This is a genomic window from Thermosulfurimonas sp. F29, from assembly GCF_019688735.1.
In the GTDB taxonomy this organism is placed as follows: Bacteria; Desulfobacterota; Thermodesulfobacteria; order Thermodesulfobacteriales; family Thermodesulfobacteriaceae; genus Thermosulfurimonas_A.
Genome location: NZ_JAIFYA010000001.1, coordinates 764,531 through 781,502 on the forward strand (window position 1 = coordinate 764,531; position 16,972 = coordinate 781,502).

Annotated in this window: 17 protein-coding genes; 5 read left to right on the plus strand and 12 right to left on the minus strand. The window is 61.1% G+C overall.

Features of this window, described 5'->3' with window-relative positions:
* The first annotated feature begins 15 nt into the window (after positions 1 to 15).
* The 5 genes from K3767_RS04005 (at position 16) to K3767_RS04025 (ending at position 3,222) form a co-directional block, all read left to right on the plus strand.
* Positions 16 to 429 carry a flagellar protein FlaG gene (locus tag K3767_RS04005; RefSeq protein WP_221172258.1) on the plus strand — a complete coding sequence of 138 codons (414 nt, stop codon included), beginning with the start codon at positions 16 to 18 and terminating at the stop codon, positions 427 to 429.
* Positions 430 to 580: 151 nt separating this feature from the next.
* Entirely contained in the window at positions 581 to 1,108 is a 528-nt protein-coding gene (locus K3767_RS04010; RefSeq protein ID WP_221172259.1) for a hypothetical protein, read from the plus strand.
* A gap of 89 nt (positions 1,109 to 1,197) precedes the next feature.
* Positions 1,198 to 2,526 carry a flagellar filament capping protein FliD gene (gene fliD, locus K3767_RS04015; protein WP_221172260.1) on the plus strand — a complete coding sequence of 443 codons (1,329 nt, stop codon included), beginning with the start codon at positions 1,198 to 1,200 and terminating at the stop codon, positions 2,524 to 2,526.
* Positions 2,523 to 2,975, plus strand: a complete 453-nt coding sequence (gene fliS / locus K3767_RS04020; RefSeq protein ID WP_221172261.1) for a flagellar export chaperone FliS — start codon at positions 2,523 to 2,525, stop codon at positions 2,973 to 2,975. The genes fliD and fliS overlap by 4 nt, the downstream gene beginning before the upstream one ends.
* Complete coding sequence (locus tag K3767_RS04025) at positions 2,941 to 3,222, plus strand: hypothetical protein (RefSeq protein WP_221172262.1); 282 nt, start codon at positions 2,941 to 2,943, stop codon at positions 3,220 to 3,222. The genes fliS and K3767_RS04025 overlap by 35 nt, the downstream gene beginning before the upstream one ends.
* A gap of 184 nt (positions 3,223 to 3,406) precedes the next feature.
* Here K3767_RS04025 and K3767_RS04030 read toward each other — a convergent pair whose 3' ends face one another.
* From K3767_RS04030 to K3767_RS04085, 12 genes are all read right to left on the minus strand, one after another.
* Positions 3,407 to 4,348, minus strand: a complete 942-nt coding sequence (locus tag K3767_RS04030) for a flagellin (protein WP_221172263.1) — start codon at positions 4,346 to 4,348, stop codon at positions 3,407 to 3,409.
* A gap of 15 nt (positions 4,349 to 4,363) precedes the next feature.
* A complete protein-coding gene (flgK, locus tag K3767_RS04035; protein WP_221172264.1) occupies positions 4,364 to 8,221 on the minus strand; it encodes a flagellar hook-associated protein FlgK in 3,858 nt (1,285 codons plus the stop codon).
* Positions 8,222 to 8,224: 3 nt separating this feature from the next.
* On the minus strand, positions 8,225 to 8,551 hold the full coding sequence (locus K3767_RS04040; RefSeq protein WP_221172265.1) for a flagellar protein FlgN: 327 nt from the start codon (positions 8,549 to 8,551) through the stop codon (positions 8,225 to 8,227).
* Complete coding sequence (locus K3767_RS04045) at positions 8,551 to 8,880, minus strand: rod-binding protein (RefSeq protein WP_221172266.1); 330 nt, start codon at positions 8,878 to 8,880, stop codon at positions 8,551 to 8,553. The genes K3767_RS04040 and K3767_RS04045 overlap by 1 nt, the downstream gene beginning before the upstream one ends.
* A gap of 11 nt (positions 8,881 to 8,891) precedes the next feature.
* Positions 8,892 to 9,983 carry a flagellar basal body P-ring protein FlgI gene (locus K3767_RS04050; protein WP_221172267.1) on the minus strand — a complete coding sequence of 364 codons (1,092 nt, stop codon included), beginning with the start codon at positions 9,981 to 9,983 and terminating at the stop codon, positions 8,892 to 8,894.
* Positions 9,984 to 9,996: 13 nt separating this feature from the next.
* The gene (locus K3767_RS04055) at positions 9,997 to 10,671 is read right to left on the minus strand and encodes a flagellar basal body L-ring protein FlgH (RefSeq protein WP_221172268.1); all 675 of its coding nucleotides are present in this window, start codon (positions 10,669 to 10,671) and stop codon (positions 9,997 to 9,999) included.
* A gap of 17 nt (positions 10,672 to 10,688) precedes the next feature.
* A complete protein-coding gene (gene flgA, locus K3767_RS04060; protein WP_221172269.1) occupies positions 10,689 to 11,429 on the minus strand; it encodes a flagellar basal body P-ring formation chaperone FlgA in 741 nt (246 codons plus the stop codon).
* 8 nt (positions 11,430 to 11,437) lie between these two features.
* Complete coding sequence (flgG, locus tag K3767_RS04065) at positions 11,438 to 12,220, minus strand: flagellar basal-body rod protein FlgG (RefSeq protein WP_221172270.1); 783 nt, start codon at positions 12,218 to 12,220, stop codon at positions 11,438 to 11,440.
* A gap of 16 nt (positions 12,221 to 12,236) precedes the next feature.
* A complete protein-coding gene (flgF, locus tag K3767_RS04070; RefSeq protein ID WP_221172271.1) occupies positions 12,237 to 13,004 on the minus strand; it encodes a flagellar basal-body rod protein FlgF in 768 nt (255 codons plus the stop codon).
* Between the two features lie 207 nt (positions 13,005 to 13,211).
* Positions 13,212 to 14,819 (minus strand): AsmA-like C-terminal region-containing protein, encoded by a 1,608-nt coding sequence (locus K3767_RS04075; RefSeq protein WP_221172272.1) that lies wholly within the window; start codon positions 14,817 to 14,819, stop codon positions 13,212 to 13,214.
* A gap of 2 nt (positions 14,820 to 14,821) precedes the next feature.
* Positions 14,822 to 15,895, minus strand: a complete 1,074-nt coding sequence (locus tag K3767_RS04080; protein ID WP_221172273.1) for an LptF/LptG family permease — start codon at positions 15,893 to 15,895, stop codon at positions 14,822 to 14,824.
* Complete coding sequence (locus K3767_RS04085) at positions 15,892 to 16,968, minus strand: LptF/LptG family permease (RefSeq protein ID WP_221172274.1); 1,077 nt, start codon at positions 16,966 to 16,968, stop codon at positions 15,892 to 15,894. Before K3767_RS04085 ends, K3767_RS04080 begins: the two co-directional genes overlap by 4 nt.
* Positions 16,969 to 16,972 lie beyond the last annotated feature (4 nt).

Genomic DNA, 16,972 nt, shown 5'->3' on the forward strand with positions numbered 1-16,972 from the left:
AGCGGGGGTGAACCCATGAAAATCAATGTCAGGCTTCCAAGGTCCGTCGCCCCCGAAGTATCGTCGGTGGTGCGAAACAGGTCCAGCCCCGGCGGAAAGGAGCTTTCCAATATCCTGAACCGGATCCCGTCCTCCGCTCCCTCGGGGCGGAATTTTTATCTTCGGGAGGCGGGCGAGGAGGCGGAAGGCCGTTCGGTGGAAAGGAGACCGGACGAACTCAAACGACTCCTCGAGGAACTTCAAAAGAGGTTTGACCTCTTCAATACTCAGCTTCGCATCGAAATCGACCGGGAACTGGACATCCCGGTGGTCAAGATCATCAACAAGGAAACCAACGAGGTGGTGCGGCAGATACCGCCGGAATATCTGCTGAAGATAATGAAAAACATAGACCAGATGCTGGGGTTGCTGGTGAACGAACGGATCTAGGTCGGCCCCGGGCGGAGAGAAAAGTCCCTTTCCCTCGGCCCCGAGAAGGGGAGGAGGGATTTTCTGTTTTTCCGCCGTCGAGTTCCTCCGGCCCGCGAGACATTTAAAGTTGTGTTAAAATTGGTATATCACGTAATGGCGGGAGGAAAAAATGAGGGAAGCGGCCTTCGTCGTGTGGGTGGTCTTTTTCTTCCTCATTTCGGGGGCCCGGGCACAGGCGGGGGAGGGGATCAGGGTCACCAACGAGATGATCTACGCCAAACTCCTCGAGATAGAAAAGAGACAGGCCGTTCTTGAAACCCAGTTCAGGGAATTCAGGGAGTCAGTAAACAAACGATTTGAAGACATGAACAAACGATTTGAAGACATGAATAAACGATTTGAGGATGTGAACAGACGATTTGATGAGATGAGGGATGATGTGAACAAGCGATTTGATCAGTTATACACCTTTCTATGGGTCATCACAGGGATATTTTCGGCGCTGGTGGCGGTGGTCATCGGTTTTGCGCTATGGGACAGACGGACCACCATCAGGCGGGCCAGGGAGGAGAGCCTGGAAGAGGTAGAGAGAGTCTTCGGGGTGAGCCGCCTGGAAAAACTTCTTCGGGCCCTTCGAGAACTGGCGCGGGAGGACGCCAGGGTTGCCGAAGTCCTTAGAAATTTCGGACTGCTTTAAATCCCGGAAACAGCCCCGGACAGAAGAAGCTTCAAGTTTTTCCGCCGGATGCCGATAAGATAGGTAGAGATTACTCGGAGGGGCTGGAGATGGCCGGGGAAATTTACCTGAGCAACCTCACCGGGGCCTTCGATGCGGCGGGCATGGTGCAAAAGATCATGCAGCTCAAGTCGAAGCCGCTCGAGGCCCTGGCTCAGAAGGAGAAACTGCTCCAGGCCAAGAAGAAGGCCCTGGACGAGCTGAAGTCCACAGTGGATTCTCTCCAGAGTTTCTTCGAGGGGGCCGGCATAGAGGAGCTCTTTCAGGCCAAAAGTGGTTCCTCCTCGGATCCGGATGTGGTGAGCATCTCGGTGGATCAGACGGCCCCGGACATATCCTTTGATGTGACGGTGTCTCAACTGGCGCAGAAGGAAATCCGCCTAACCACCGGAGGCGTCACGGACCTGAACACTGTCCTCAGTCCGGCCACCTTCACCCTGCGCTACAACCTCAACGGCACCTCCTACGAGGAGACCACCATAAACTTCGGCGGCGGTACGCTGGAGGATCTGGTAAACGCCATCAATTCGGCTCAGAGCCGCGTGGAGGCGAGCGTATACTTTGACGGAAGCACCTACAAGCTCCTTCTTTCCGAGGCCGACGAGGGGGCCTCCACCGTGGAGACCGACACCGTGGGGGGGACCTATGCCATCGAGATCTCCTCCGGGAGCCTTCCCACCGAGCTGGGCACCCTTGACACCGCGGTGCTTCAGGAAGCCAGGAACGCCCAGCTCCAGATAGGGACCGGGAGCCCGGTTTACAGCCCCACCAACACCTTCCAGGACATCGTAAGCGGCGTGGACCTTACCGCTCAGACCACGGGCTCGGCCCACATTTCCATCACCGAGGATTATTCCAAGGTGAGCACATTTCTCAACAACTTTGCCTCCAACTACAACAAGATCATCGACAAGATTCGCGAACTTACCGACCTAAAGACCGGGATCTTTCTCGGGGAAAACTTCGTCAATTCCCTGGAGTCCACTCTGTCAGGACTCCTTCAACCCCTGATCGACAAGGGACTCATCAACTTTGACGACACGGGCCACATCTCCATCAATTCCGACACCCTGGATCAACTCCTTCAGGAAAATCCCCAGGAGGTGGAGACCACTCTCTCCCGTTTTAAGGAGGCTTATAGTAATTACCTCTCCGTGGAGACGGATTACTTACAGAGCCTGTCCACCCAGTACGAGGATCAGATAAACGACATCGAGGAGGAGAGCAGGAGGATTCAGGAGAGGCTTGCCCGGGAGGAGGTTCGTCTGCGCGAGGAATACGGCAAGCTGGAGATATTCATGAACAAGGCCCAGGAGACCATAAAGCGTCTCCAGGACTACATCGTGACTCTATCCGAGATGTACGGAGGTAAAAAATGACGAAGGGAGACCGGTATCTTGAGAATCTGGTGAACACGGCCAATCCGGTGCGGCTGGTGATTCTTCTCTACGACAAGGCCATTACCAGTCTGAAGCTCGCCGCGGAGATCATGGAAAAGGCCGATCCCACTCCGGAGGAGGTGGACCGGAAGTATCGGGCCCTGGGACGGGCCGGCGAGATTCTGGCCGTGCTGGACGGCACCCTCAACTTCGAAAAGGGAGGGGAGATCGCCGCCAGGCTTCACGAGATTTACGAGTCCCTCACCGACGAGCTTCTCCGGGTGACCGCCAAGGACGATCCCGCTACCGTGCGCCGCATGGTAAAGGTGCTTGAGGATCTGCGGGCGGCCTGGGCCGAGGCGGAGACCAATCTCAAAAAGGAGGGCCTTCTGGCCACCGCCGGAAAGAACACCCGTGAAAAGTCTTCGGGACTGGCTGCTACGCTGTAAGGAGGACCTCTCCCGCAGGGACTTCGATCGGCTCCTTGCGGATTTTCGCGAGGTCCAATTACTCTCGCCGGAGCGGTTGTCCCCCGAGGAGGCCCGTGAGGCTCTGAGCCTTCTTGATGAGCTTCTGCAGGAAGCCGAAGAGCTGAAAAGCGACTATCAGGCGGGTCTCCAGGGCCTGGCCGAGATTCGGGAGGGCCTTCAGACCTTTTTTCAGCAATTGCGCTATCTCCTTCTGGCGTTTAAATAGACCTGATGGCCGATTCCCGCAGGATCGCCACCCTCGAGGATCTGAAGACCTTCCTGAAGGAATTTTTCCGGGGCAAAGAGGTGGAAGTGTACCTCTCACACCCATCATGAAGATGTAGCCAACGAAATCTTTCGGCGGCTGGGTGAATATATCGGGCTTCTGGAAAAGGTCTTAAGCCTTTGCGCTAAAGGAAGTTCACCAGGCTAAGGCCCATGGTCTGGGTGGCGGCTTTGAGGGCGGCCTCGTAGGCGGTGCGTTTGGCGTTGAGGTTGGTCACGGCCTCCAGGTAGTCCACCTCCTCCACCTCGCCCAAGTTTCCGATCAGGGTGTCGTGAAGGTCGCGATACAGGTTCTCCTTGACCTCCAGGTGGTCCAGCCGGGCTCCCAGGGCCGAGCGTTCCTCCAGGATGTGATTCAAAACCCGATCCAGGCGTCCGATCTGGGTCTGGATGTCCTCCACTTCCTTCCGGGGATCGGCGGCGTTGTCGTTGGCCAGCGTGTTGCGCAGACCGATTAGGGCGCCGAAGAGATCCGAGGCCATGAGGGCCTCCTCCCCGTTCCGTCCCGTGAGGATCCGGGACCCCGGAGCGTATCCCATGTAGAGATCCTCGGTCCCCCCCCGGTAAACCACGCGTTCCACCACCTGGCCGTCGGGAAGGGTCTCTTTCACCAGCTCGAAGGGCTTTTCTCCCTCGGCGTAGCCGGTGGGACGATTCCCGGCGAATACATACCGGTCCCCGTGCCGGGTATTGGCGAGAGCCAGGGCCTCCTGGATGAGGCCGTCCAGTTCCGCGGCGATGGCCTGGCGGGTGGAGGCGTTCTGAATGTCGTTGGCTCCCTGAAGGGCGAGTTCCTTGGCCCTTTTTATCAGGTCCTTCAAACTCTTAAGGGCCCCCTCCGCGGTGCGCATGTAGCTCCTGGCCTCCCGAATGGACTCCTGATAGCGATCTATCTCGGCCAGGGCCTTGCGGTATCCCAGGGCATAATTTAATTCCACCGGGGCCTCGGAGGGGCGTGAGTACTTCCTGCCGGTGGCGATCTGTTTCTGATAGGTGTACATGGCTTCGGTGAGGTGCTCGAGGTCGGTGAGCAGTCCTCCGTAAAGGGTCCTGAGACTAAGGCGCATGGCTTCTCACCCCCTTTAGCGTTTGGCCTCGATGAGGGTCATGAGCATTTCGTCCGAGGCCGTGAGCACCTTGGCCGCGGCGGCAAAGGCCTGCTGATACTTCATGAGGTTGGCCATCTCCTCGTCCAGCGAGACCGCGGAGATGGAATCCCGCATGAGCTGGAGCTGCTTGAGGAGGTCTTCGAAGAAACTCTTGGCCTCGGAGACCCGTTTTCCGGCCACCCCCACCTCCGCCACCACGGAGGCGTAGTAGTCGGAAAGGGAGGCCTGTCCCAGGGCCTCCCGGCGGGAATCGGAAAGATCGGAAAGCCTCAGGGCGTTGCGGTTGTCTCCGGGCGCGAGATCGAACCCCTGGAAGGAGGCCGTAAGCCCTTTCCGCCGGTCGCGAGCGTAAAGAAGTCGCCGGGCAAGGTAGGTGGCCAGATTGCCCGCCTGGCCCGTAAGATCGGAGCTCAGGGTGAAACGGACCCAGTCCGGGGTGCCGTCTCCGTCGAGATCCGGATCGTTCACCCGGATGTAGAGCCTCCCGGAATCGTCCACCCCGGCGGAGAAGTCGGCGGTACCGTCGCCGTCGCTGTCCAGGGCGTTCAGGGCGGTGAGAAAGTCGTCCAGGGAATCCCCGTCGTTCAGGGTGAGGGTTTCCGTGCGCACCGCGTTTCCGCCGGCGTCCCGGTAGGTGATGGTAATGGTCTGAGCCGAAAAGGTGTCCGTCCGATCCACGGGAAGATCGGTTAAGAGGTACCAGCTGTTGGTGGAGGGATCGAAGCTCCGGGGGGCCACCTCGCCGTCGAAGGCGTGCCGGGCCGCGGCGTCGCGCACCACGAAACTACGGGTCTCGTAGAGACCGGTGGTCTTCACCAGGAAGCGGCCGTTTTCGTCTATCTCCGCGGCCAGGCCGAATTTTTGGTTCTCCGGAGCGTTGTACTTCGTGACCAGCTGGATGAGCCCCTTATTCGTGGTGAGATCGATGCGGAAGGGATCCACCCTGGCGTTTCCCGTGTCGGCGTCCAGGGGCCGACCGGTCTCGTCGTAGAGCCAGTTCTCCAGGGCCCCCACGGTAAAGGTGAGCTCGAAGGGCTCGTCGTCCGCGGTGGAGGAGGTGCCCTTGGTATCGGTGAGATGAATTCGTCCCCAGGAACGGATGTCACCGTGCTCGATCACGAAGTAGGCCGTGCCCGAAGGGGGGCTGTCATCCAGGGCAATTGCCACCTGACCGTTGTCCACATAGGCCCTTAACTCTCCCGTTCCGTCTAACGCCCGGAGGAGGTCGTCCAGATCCACCAGGCCGTTTCCGTTGGAGTCCGAAACCGTAACATCGGGAGAGCCGGAGGTCCCGAAGGTCTTCGTTCCGATCTGGTTCCCCTGTGCATCGAAAAAACGCACGGTGATCGTACCGGAAAATTCCAGATTCTCGGGATTAAGGCCTCCCAGGTCAGCCCCGTAATGGGTGGGTTTCACCAGAGGTTCAAGTCCGGAAAAAATTTGAGACCCGTCGGTTTTGAACTGCGGCACCCACAGGCCCTTTTCCCGGAGGTAGGACAGGAAGGAGCCCTGGGTTGCGGGATCCTCCACCCCCAGTTCGAAGTGGGCGTAGGGGCGGGAGGTGTTGGGGTCTATTTTCATGACCAGGTGCCCCTCGCCGTCCACATAGGCCCGCAGACCCTCCTCCTCGTCCAGGCGGGAAAGCACCGTTTGAAGCGTATCCCCCTGGCGCACATCCACCCAGAGCCGATCCTCCTGGGTGAGACCTAGGGAGAACCGGCTATTCAGGGAGGTTTGCACCTCGCTCAATCGCTCCGCCTGCCCCGGATCCAGGTAAACCTTGAGCCCCCATTCGCTTCCGTTGAGTCTGAAGGTCTCCAGGCGATAACGCAGGTCCGGGTACTTTTCCGAAAGAAAATCGGCGACCTCGTCCCGGAGGGCGGTGATTTCGGCCTCGGTCGTCCGGAGGTTGTAGCCCACCAGAAAGGGGACCCGGACCTCGTTTCCCTTCGCGTCGAAAAAGCGCACGAAGAGTCTGTAGTCCAGCCCGCTTTCCCCTACGGTGGTCGTCCCCGATACCGTATCCCGGCTCCGGTAGGTCTTGAAGATGTCGGAGTCGCTTCTCCAGGCCTCCCGATCCAGCCTCGCCGCGGCCACATACTCCGGATGGACCGAAAGCAGGGGATTGACCTCGATGCTGGCTGCGTCCACCCCGGCAAAAAAGGTGTTGATCCCCGCCGAGGCCAGGATTCCGGAGGTGTCGTTGGAGAAGGCGAAGGCCCAGCCCTCCCGGGCCTGAAAGACCAGATGCCCGTCGCGCACCAGGGCCCGGACGCTCGCGGCGGGGGTAAATCCCGCGGAGCTAAGGGCGTCGTTGATCTGGCGGACCACATCCTCAAGGGTGGCGTCTGCGGGAAGCGCAAACTCTACCCTCACCGGCGTAATGTTCCCGTCCGGATCCTTCACCCACAGGAAAAGGCTTCCGTTGCGGTTGAGATCCCGAAAGAAAGGGAGGTTCTTGAGGTAATCCGCGGTCTGATAAAGTCCCTTCAGTTCTCCGGTAAAGAACTCAAGGCCCACCCCTTCGGAATGGACCTGATTTACCGCCCGGATGAATTCCTCGGCAAATCGGGAGAGCTTACCGACCAGGTTGAGCTCCTCCACCCGGTAGTTCAGGGAGGGGTCGTCGAACCGTCCGAAGTCGAGGGCGGTCCGGGTGAAGGTAAAGGAGAGTTGCCCGGAACCCCGGTAGGCATCCCTTATGAGGAGCCGGCCGTCGTGGATTTCGGCGGTTACGGTGAAACCGAAGGCCCTTTCGACTTCGTCGAGGAGGTCCCGCACGGTCTGCCGCTCCGGGTCGGTAACGGTGAAGGAACCGGAAACGGCATTTCCGAAGTGATCCGTTCCCTCGAAACGAAACACCTCTCCCGAGCCTATTCCCAGTTCCCGGAAGGTGGTGTTCTCGGTGAGGGGGAGACCGTCGGGGCGGATTACCGCCCGGGTGGAGGAGACATACTCGTGGTTCCACTCGTCGGAGATCTGTTCCACGATGCGGAGCCAGCCCCCCAGTTCTCCTCCGGCGATCTCCTTTCCGGTGAGTCGGGCTCTCTCCCCCTGGTGCCCCACCCAGTAGACCTCCGTTCCGGAGATCTCGAGCTGCCAGGCCCGATCCACATCCACCAGGTTGAAACCCCGCCCCAGGATCACATTGTAGGCCCCGTCCTTGTTTTCGAAGTAGCGGATGGGGGCCAGCTTGGCCAGTTCGGCCACCAGACGGTCGCGCTGATCCCGGAGGTCGTTGGCCTCGTGACCTCCGGTTTCCGCGGCGGTGATCTGAAGATTGATCTCGGCGATCTGGCGGGCCAGATCGTTTATGCGATCCACGGTGTTGCGAAGCTTGAGTCCGATGTTGTTCTCCAGATCCCGCAGGGCCTGGAACTTGGAGCGAAGACTTTCGGCCACGAGTTTCCCCTTCTCCACCACGAGACGCCTTTCCGCGAAGCCCTCGGGGCGATTGGAAAGAGTCTGCCAGGCGGAGAAGAAGTCGTTTACGAGCTTGGAAAGCCCGAGGTCCCCGGTTTCGTTAAAGATGCTCTCCACCAGTCGCAGACCCGTTTCCTCCGCGGAGACCAGGCCCAGGTCCGAGCGTTTGAAGTTCAGGTTGGCCTCGATGAAGGCGTCGAAGTAGCGTTTGATCTGATCTATCTTTACCCCGCTTCCGATGGGCCCCACCGGAGAGGGCGAGGGGGGATAGGGGGTGGTGATCACCTTCTGACGGCTGTAGCCCTCGGTGTCCACATTGGCCACATTGTGGCTGGTGACCTGAACCTGGGTCTGGAAGGCCAGGAGAGCGTTCTTGGCGATGTTGAGGGCGCTGGAAAGCCCGGCCATTTCTCAGGCCTCCCGGGAGATCAGGCGGGCCTCGCCGGAAGCGGCCTTGCCGTAGCCGGCCTCCGGGGTCATGGCCCGCCGCAGGATGGCAAAGGCCTCCTCCACGAAAGAGAGCCCCGCCTCGATCAGGGCCTTGTTGCGTTCGTTCAGGTGCAAGATTTCTTTAAGAAGCTCCCGGTCCTCCTCCGAAAGGCCTTCCTCCCGGGCCTTCTCCACCAGACGGGCCTTGTAGGAAGCCGTCCGGAGCACGCTCTCGATGGCTCCCCTGAGCAGAGCCTCGCGCTCCTCCTCCAGGGCCTTTTTCAGTTCCATCAGGGTCTTTTTAGCCATCACCTACCTCCTTTTTCGGCATGTTGAGAAAGATCCTTTAATTCCGCGTACTTGGCGAGCTGACGATAGAGGAGATCCGCAATGCCCAGGCCGTGGCCGGAAAGGTCCCGGGCCAGCTCCTGATAGTAAAAATCGCGGTAAATCCTGGCCTCCAGGGTCTCGGGAAAGAATCCGCTGCGCATGACCGTGCGCTCGAGCCCCCGGAGAAGGGTTTCCAGGAAGATGGCCTCGAATTCCCGGCAGGCCTCCCGCAGGGCCCGATCCGGATCCCGGCGGGCCAGGTTTTCCAGACGATAGAGGTCTTCAAAACCTTCACCTCGTACCCTCACGATCTCCTCCCTCAGATGATTACCAGTTCGGCCTGGAGGGCTCCGGCGGCCTTTATGGCCTGAAGCACGGCGATGAGGTCTCTGGGGGTGGCTCCCACGGCGTTGAGCGCCCGCACCAGCTCGCCTATGCTGGCCCCCTCCTCGAGCACCACGATGCGGGCCTTCTGCTCCCGGGCCCGGATCTGGGTTCGCGGCACCACCGCGGTCTGTCCCCCGGCGAAGGGTTGCGGCTGAACCACCTGAGGGGTCTCCCGTATCTCCACGGAGAGGTTGCCGTGGGCCACCGCCACCCTGGAGATGCGCACATTCTCCCCCATGACCACCGTGCCGGTGCGTTCGTCGATGACCACCCGGGCGGGCATATCCGGTTCCACCTCAAGCTCTCCCACCCGGGCCAGCAACTCCACCACCCGCCCCCGGTAGGCCGGGGGCACCGCGAGCCGCAGGGTGCGTCCGTCGAGGGCGCTGGCGTAAGGGCCGTGAAGGGCGGCGTTGATGGCGGAAACCGCCCGGGAAACCGTGGTGAAGTCGGTTACCCGAAAGGAAAGGAGGAGATGATCCCTTCCGTTGAGGTTCACCGGGACGGCTCTTTCCACCACGGCCCCGTTGGGGACCCTTCCCACGGTGGGATGATTGACCTGCACCGCCGCCCCGGCCCCGGCGGCCCCGAACCCCCCTATGGAGACCGGTCCCTGAGCCAGGGCGTAGACCTTTCCGTCCGGCCCCCGAAGCGGGGTGAGAAGAAGCGTTCCCCCCTGGAGGCTCTTGGCATCGCCTATGGAGGAGACCAGCACATCGATCCTCTGTCCGGGTTTCACGAAGGGAGGCAGCTCCGCCGTGACCATCACCGCCGCCACATTCTTGAGCTTGACCTGGGCCCGGGGGACACGGATCCCGAAACGCTCGAGCATGTTCACCACCGATTGCACCGTGAACTTGGTCTGGTCGCCGTCACCGGTCCCCTTGAGCCCCACCACCAGACCGTAGCCCACCAGCTGATTGGCCCGCACCCCCTCCACGGTGACCAGGTCCTTGATGCGGGCCCCCTGAAGCGTTCCGCAAAGGATCAGGAGGGAAACTATGACCAGAAGTCCCTTGCGCATACCGCTTCCCTCCTCAAAAAAGCCATATCCAGTGGAGGATCTGGGCCACCCAGCCCGGGCCCCGGACGATCTCCTTGTTCGGACCGCGACCGCTGTACTCCAGCGTCACATCCGAAAGCTGCGTGGAAAGGACCGAGTTGTCGGCGTCTATGTCCTGGGGACGCACGATCCCGGTGAGCACGATGTATTCCAGGTCGGCATCCTGCTTGACCACCCGTTTGGCCTGCACCACCAGGTTTCCGTTGGGAAGCACCTTCACCACCCGGGCCGTGATGGTGGCCTTGATGTCGGTCTTGCGGCTCTGCTGGCTCTGGGCGTTGAGGTTGTATTGATAAGAGGAGTCGAACATCTGGCTCGAGGAAAAACGCGGGTTGTGCTGTTCCACATACTTTTCGAAGCCCAGAAGTCTGGCTATTCCCGCCTTGAGACCGGTGGAGCGGCTGCCCTTGTTGGCCACCTGCTGGCTGCTCTGGTAGTTTTCCACGATCTTGATGGTTACGAGATCCCCCACCCGCCGGGCCCGGTGATCCTCGAAGATGTAAACCCCTCCACCGGAAAACAGGGACCCTTCCGAAAGGGGTTTGCTCTCCCCGGTGGAGGCGAGTTCCGGCACCTGCGGCGGCGGAGGGGGAACGATGGCCGCGGGTTGCCGGTAGGCGCAGGAGGCCGCAAGCACCAGTACGAGCATAAGTCCTCCGAGCCTCATCAGAAGCTCACCTCCACGGTCTGGGAGTCCACCACCCGGGCGTAGATCTCCCGTTTGCTCGATAGGTTTCTCACCCGGATGATCTCTCCGGGCCGTCCGTCCTGACGGGCCAGGCCCTTGGCGGTTACGGTAAGGAACCGTCCCCGGGCCACGATCTTTACGATCTGGTTGCGCCGGATCACCGGGGGCACCTCGAGCTGGGAGGCCCGGAGGGGACGGCCCGCGGGAATACCGTAGCGGGCCATCTTGCCCACCGCCTCCCGGGGATCAGAGAGCACATCCTGAGGCAACCCGGTGAGCGGCCTCTTCTCCACGGCGAGATCTCCGGCCCCGAGCACCGTGCCCCGGGCCACCGGCCGTTTGAGAACCACCACCGGTACCCGGACCTCCACATATCCCAGGACCCGCACCCGGGCCACGAGCCGACCGCCCACCAGATAGTCCACCAGGAGGGTGTTGGATCCGGGTCGGGGAGGGGAGACCGGATGTACCTTCTCCACCGCCCCGTCCGGGACCTCCAGCGGGGTGGGCTCCGCGGAAAGACGCACCACCTCCACATCCTCGGCCGGCCAGGGCAGGGCCTCCACCACCACCCTGCGGAAGAGGGCCCGAAAGTGGTCTTCATCCAGGGTTTCCGCCCTCACGAAACTTCCGGTCCAGACCAGAACCAGGAAGGTCCAGGCCCCAAGGAAACCCAGGAAAGCGAGCACTTTCAGCAGTTCAAGGGTTTTCTCCCTCATGGTGAACCCTACCTCTTGAGGTTGTTGGCCATCTCAAGCATCTGGTCCGCGGTGAGGATGCCCTTGGAGTTGGCCTCGTAGGCCCGCTGGGTGATGATCATCTTCACCATCTCCTCCACCACATCCACATTGGACATCTCGAGGTATCCCTGGGCGATGGTGCCCAGGCCCTGGGTGCCGGGGTTGCCCTCGATGGGGTCTCCGGCGGCGTCCGTGGCCCGGTAAAGATTGCGTCCGATGGGTTCAAGCCCCGCGGGATTGACGAAGTCGTAGAGAAGGAGCTGGGTCTGGGCCAGGGTGTTTCCGTTGGCGTCCAGGGCGGAGATCATCCCGTCGGGGGTTACCTCTATACGGACCGTCCCCGCCGGGACCACGAACTCCGGCTGCAACCGTGCCCCGTTCGCGGTAACGATGTAACCGTCCCGGTCGATCTTGAAATTCCCGGCCCGGGTGTAAAGCTCCTCCCCGTTCACCAGGACCTTGAAGAAACCCCGGCCCTCGATGGCCCAGTCGAGCTCCTGATTGGTCTGCTGGTACTCGCCCTGGGTGAAGAGTTTGTGCACCGCCACGGGTCTTACCCCCAGTCCGATCTCCATGCCCACCGGCACCTGCGTGCCCTCCGCGGTCATGGCTCCGGCCATCTTGAGCTTCTGGTAGAAGAGGTCCTCGAAGTCCACCCGGCTTTTCTTGAACCCGGGGGTGTTCACATTGGCCAGGTTGTTGGCGATGGTGTCGAGCTGAAGCTGTTGCCCCTGCATCCCGGTGGCCGCGCTCCACAGGGCCCGAATCATGGGTTCACCTCCTTTATTAGACTCGTCCGGCGGTCTCAAGCAGACGGCCCGTGGCCTCGTCCGAGGACCGCAGGGCCTTCTGCACCGCCTCGAATTCCCGGTGAATCTCGATGAGGTGGACCACCTCCGTCAGGGGATTGACATTGGACTTTTCCAGATACCCCTGACGGAGCTGGAAGTTTTCCGCGGGTCTTTCCCGGGCCCCTTCGGCCCGAAAGAGATTCCGTCCCACCTTGCGGAGCTTTCCGAGGTCGTCGAAGGTGACTATGTCCAGCCTGGCCACGGTGGTTCCGTCCACGGAGATGGTCCCGTCGTCGTGGATCTGGATCCTTTCCTCGGGGAGGGTAATGAGGCCTCCGCGGGCCAGTCCCGGATCCAGGATCACCGGCGCACCGTTAGCCAGGACCGGGTACCCCTGGGGCGTAACCAGGCGGTGTTCCCGATCCAGGACGAAGTTTCCGGCCCGGGTGTAAGCCACGCCCTCCGGGGTGAGGACCTTGAAGAAACCCTCCCCCACTATGGCCACATCCAGGGGATTGCCCGTGTGCTCCACCTCTCCCTGGGAAAAGTCCGTGTATTCCCTGATTTCCTTGTAGATGCGACGATATCGGGGACCGATCTTGCGCATGAGGTATTCGTGAAAGGTGACCCCGTCGCGCTTGAAGCCCGGGGTGTCCACATTGGCCAGGTTGTTGGTGGTCACCGCCAGCCGCCTCTCGAGAAGCCTTCCGGCCTCAAGCCCCTCCAGTAACCCCAGCTGTGGATTGACCTTCAACCCGCGCATGGCGTAGAAATGTTTCGCAACCTTCGTGCCATACCCTCCTCAAAAATAGGATCCGATCCCATTTTTATGTATTAGTGGGGTAAATCCGTTCTAAATAACGGGGTTTATCCTCCAGAATTCCTGGAAGAGGGGACTAATGAAAATAGGATCCGATCCTGTTTTTGAGGGAAGGGGAAGGGTTTTCCGGGGGAGGGTGGAAAATTTTTCCTACCGGAGGGGAAGGATCCCGCGGAGGGGAGGCGGAAGGATCTCCCGGAGTTTTTCCCTGATACGCTCCTCCGCGGGACGGGAACGCAGGATCAACCGGGGGTGCCGGTAAGGCCCCTTGAGGTGCACGGTGAGCTGGACTTCTCCCCGTGCGTTCAACAGATTGACGGCCAGGGGCCAGCGGGCCGTCAATTTTTTGGATAGCGTCGGGGATAGGGTCAGTTCCAGGGGAAGATCGAGCTCTCCCGCGAAAGAAACGGTGCCTCCGGGAACCTCCACCGAGAGGGTTTCTCCGGAGCCCCGGGCCGTGAGCTCCGCTCGGCCGCGGCGTACCCTGAAGGCGCCCCTCACCGAGTCGAAGATCACCACCCGCAATTCCTCAAGACCGAGAAGCTCGGAGAGCTTCCTCGTGGCCGGTATCCCGGAAAGTTTCAGGGGACTCAGGGCGAAAACACCCGCTCCGGAAAGCGTGTCGGGCCACAGATCCGGGCTGAGACCTCGCAGGGTGAAGTTTCCCCCGCCGGAAAAGATTCCCTGAATCTCTCCGGGCAGATCGGGGGAGAGGCCCGACAGAAGGGTTTCCACCCGGAGGGCCTCCACTTTTTCTCGAAGCCGGGTCAGGGGAGGATGGACGGCTAGATCCGCTTCGGCCCGACCCTGTACGCGTCCCCCGGCCACGGCGAAGGAATGCTCCAGGATCAGCCTCCGGGGCGTTCCCGTGAGGGAGATGTGCACCCCGGAAAGCCTCAGCCGGCGATAAAGGACCTCGTCCAGGGAAAGTTCCGCCGAAAGCGAACCCACGGGAAGCGGGGGAACCGGAACGGGCTTTTCCGCTTCGGGCCGCCGGGACGACCGGCCCGGTGTCTTCCCCCGGGGGGTCTCCGAGCTCCCGATCAGGAAGGGGGTCACATCCAGGCGTTTTCCCGTAAGGCGAAGCCTGACCTTCGGGGTTCGGCGGAAGTCCTCCACCCGCACCTCGAGGGCGTAGGGTTCGCCGAGGAGGACGAAGTTCAGCGTGCCCTCCAGAGCCTTCGGAGAAAGGGAGGCCCGAAGGTCGAAGGGAATGTCCAGGCGGGGAAGCTTTCCCGTCCGATCCAGAAACAGAAGGCGGCCCCGGTGTACGGAGATCTCCGGAACGAGGAGCGTGAGAAACCTCCCCCCGGAGGGGGTCTTCCCCCCGGAGGAGGGGCCCTTCCCCGGGGAAATCTCCCTTCCTTCTCGCCGGGCCAGGAAACGGAGACTCTCCCAGTTGAAGGAGCCGTCCTTCCGGCGCACCACCCGGAGGAAGGGGGCTTCGATCCGGACGCCGGTGAGGACCACCTTTCCGCGAAGAAGGGCCCGCAGGGAAGGGCGCACCCTCAGGGCCCCGAGGCGCAGAAAGTCCGTCCGGCCGTCCTCCTCCTTTATCCGGAGCTCCCTCAGATAAACGCCACGAAAAAGTCCCACCCGCACCTCCTCAAGGGTGACCCTGCGTCCGGAGAGCCTCTCCAGCTCCCTTACCACCAGAGGGCGGATCCTTTCGGGCTTGAGGTAGTGATGCACCAGGAAGGCGGCCCCGCCCACGATAACCACACCCAGAATGAGGAGAGCCAGGAGAAACCTCTTCATCGTCAATAAGCGTACCTTTTGAGGACCAGGATAGCAAAGGCCGCGGGGAGGACCAACCCCAGAAAATAGGCGATTTCTGGAGGGATGCGGCCTCCGGCGGAAAGCACCTTTATCCCCAGAAACCAGGCGTAGGTCAGGATCACCGCCGCGAGTCCCGCCGAAAGTCCCTTGGCCAGCGCCCGTTTCCCGCGAAAGGAGAGAAAGACGGCCAGGGCCGGAGCCAGCACCAGAACTCCTATAAGGGGATAGAAAAGCCGAAAAAGGATCTCCGAAACGGGTTCCGCCGGCGAAAGGCCGCTTTCCCTCAGAAAACGATATCTTTCCCGGAGGGCCCGGAGGGAGAGGGTTTTAAGGGGTTGTTTTACCGAAAGGAGGACTTCCGGGGAGAAGGGGATGCGGAAGATCTTTTTCCGGAAGACCCTGGGGGTGAATCGACCGGCTCGTTCCGCGTATATTCCTTCCTCGAGGAGCCACCGGTTTCGTTTAAGATAGCGTGCTTTCCGGGCGTAGAGGTAGGCCCGGGGACCGGTGCGGCCCTTTTTAAGGTAGAAGAAGTCCGCGAGGTATTCCCCCCGGGGCTCGAGGGGGGTGGCGGAGAGGAGGAAGTCCGGTCCGGCGAAGAAGAGACGGCCGGAGGAGAGGACGGTCTGGGGACGGTGTCCCTTGATGCGGACCTCCCAGGTGTAAAGCGCCCGGTAGGAGGCTCCGGGAAGGCTCAGGGCCAGGAATCCGGAAACCGCAAGGGAAAGAAGGAAACCGGCCGCCAGATAAGGGGCGACGATTCTGGAGGGAGAAAATCCCAGGGTCCTTAAGGCCAGGAGTTCCTGTCCCCGGGAGAGCATGGCCAGCGAGGCCAGGGCCGCAAGCCCCAGGGCCGGCGGCCAGACCTGCATAAGGATCTCTGGCAGCCGATAGGCCAGGTAGAGGAAAAAGACCGATACCGGGGCCCTGGCCACGAGCACATCTTCCAGGCGTTCGAAGAATTCCACCAGGAAGTAGATCCCGGAGAGGGCCACAAGCATCAGGGGAAGAAACAGATAGAGCGGGCTTAGGAGGTAGCGCTGGTAGGTTTTCATGTTCCCTTCCTGAAACGCAGGTATAGGATGAAGGCCGCAAGTCCCGTGGCCACCGGGGGAAGGGCCAGGGCCGCCGGGGGTGGAAGATATCCGCTTTCGGCAAGGGTGGTGGCCAGGGAAAAGAGCAGGTAATAGGCCAGGTAGAGAAAGAGGGCTGCACCCAGGGCGAGTCCCCGGCCCGAGGTGCGGAGTCTGGTTCCGAGGGGCGGGGCCAGAAGGGGTAGCACCAGGGCCGCAAGGGGATAAAAGAACCGCTGGTAAAATTCCGTGAGGTACTTACGCCGTTTGCGCGGGGGGAGCACCCTCCGGTGCCCCCGCGTCCAGAGTTCCGAAAGACCCATTTCCCCCCGCTTGAGTTCTCTTTCCACGGAAAGTCGAAGCGGAAGGCGATAGCGGTATTCTCCGAAGTAGAAGTTTTCCACCTCCCGAAGATCCGGAGAGAAGAAGTGCCCCTCACCTCTTTCCATAATCAGCTCGGCCTCGTGTCCTTTCACCAGAAGGCGTCCCTTTTCGGCGTAAAGAATCCCCTTTTTTCCCGAACGAGTCTCCTCAAAAAGATAGAACCGTCGAAAGTGGAATCCCTTTTTCACTTTTTCGGCGTAGAGGAGAAGGCCCGGGAACCAGTCCACCGGTGTTTTCTCGGGAAGCCCCCTCTCGAGCCTCCGGGTGGCCAGGGAGTAGAGGAGGTCGCGCATGGCCCGTTTGGCCCGGGGGAGAAGAAAGAGATTGAGTCCCAGGGTGATCAAAAAAACGGCCAGGGCGAAGAAAAGCACCGGTCGATAGAGCCGCCCCGGGGAGACCCCCAGGGCGGAAAGGGCCAGGAGCTCCTGATCGTGGGAAAGGCGCATAAAGGAAAGTAATACTCCGGCGAGGGCCGCAAGGGGCAGGGCAAAAGGCACGAGAAAAACGGCCAGATTTACGGAAAAGAGGAGGAGGTCACCGGGGCCTCCGCCTCGTGCGGTGATTTCCGGGCCGAAGTCGGCCATGCGGGTGAGCATCAGAAGAAGGAGGGCCACCAGCAACACGGTGAGGAAGTTTGAAAGGATTTCCCGCAGGAGGTATCTTGTGAGCACGGAA

Coding starts and splice junctions, on each gene's coding strand:
- K3767_RS04005 (WP_221172258.1), top strand. CDS start 16: ATGAAAATCAATGTCAGGCTTCCAAGGTCCGTCGCCCCCGAAGTATCG.
- K3767_RS04010 (WP_221172259.1), top strand. CDS start 581: ATGAGGGAAGCGGCCTTCGTCGTGTGGGTGGTCTTTTTCTTCCTCATT.
- fliD (WP_221172260.1), top strand. CDS start 1,198: ATGGCCGGGGAAATTTACCTGAGCAACCTCACCGGGGCCTTCGATGCG.
- fliS (WP_221172261.1), top strand. CDS start 2,523: ATGACGAAGGGAGACCGGTATCTTGAGAATCTGGTGAACACGGCCAAT.
- K3767_RS04030 (WP_221172263.1), bottom strand. CDS start 4,348: ATGCGCCTTAGTCTCAGGACCCTTTACGGAGGACTGCTCACCGACCTC.
- flgK (WP_221172264.1), bottom strand. CDS start 8,221: ATGGCCGGGCTTTCCAGCGCCCTCAACATCGCCAAGAACGCTCTCCTG.
- K3767_RS04040 (WP_221172265.1), bottom strand. CDS start 8,551: ATGGCTAAAAAGACCCTGATGGAACTGAAAAAGGCCCTGGAGGAGGAG.
- K3767_RS04050 (WP_221172267.1), bottom strand. CDS start 9,983: ATGCGCAAGGGACTTCTGGTCATAGTTTCCCTCCTGATCCTTTGCGGA.
- K3767_RS04055 (WP_221172268.1), bottom strand. CDS start 10,671: ATGCTCGTACTGGTGCTTGCGGCCTCCTGCGCCTACCGGCAACCCGCG.
- flgA (WP_221172269.1), bottom strand. CDS start 11,429: ATGAGGGAGAAAACCCTTGAACTGCTGAAAGTGCTCGCTTTCCTGGGT.
- flgG (WP_221172270.1), bottom strand. CDS start 12,220: ATGATTCGGGCCCTGTGGAGCGCGGCCACCGGGATGCAGGGGCAACAG.
- flgF (WP_221172271.1), bottom strand. CDS start 13,004: ATGCGCGGGTTGAAGGTCAATCCACAGCTGGGGTTACTGGAGGGGCTT.
- K3767_RS04075 (WP_221172272.1), bottom strand. CDS start 14,819: ATGAAGAGGTTTCTCCTGGCTCTCCTCATTCTGGGTGTGGTTATCGTG.
- K3767_RS04080 (WP_221172273.1), bottom strand. CDS start 15,895: ATGAAAACCTACCAGCGCTACCTCCTAAGCCCGCTCTATCTGTTTCTT.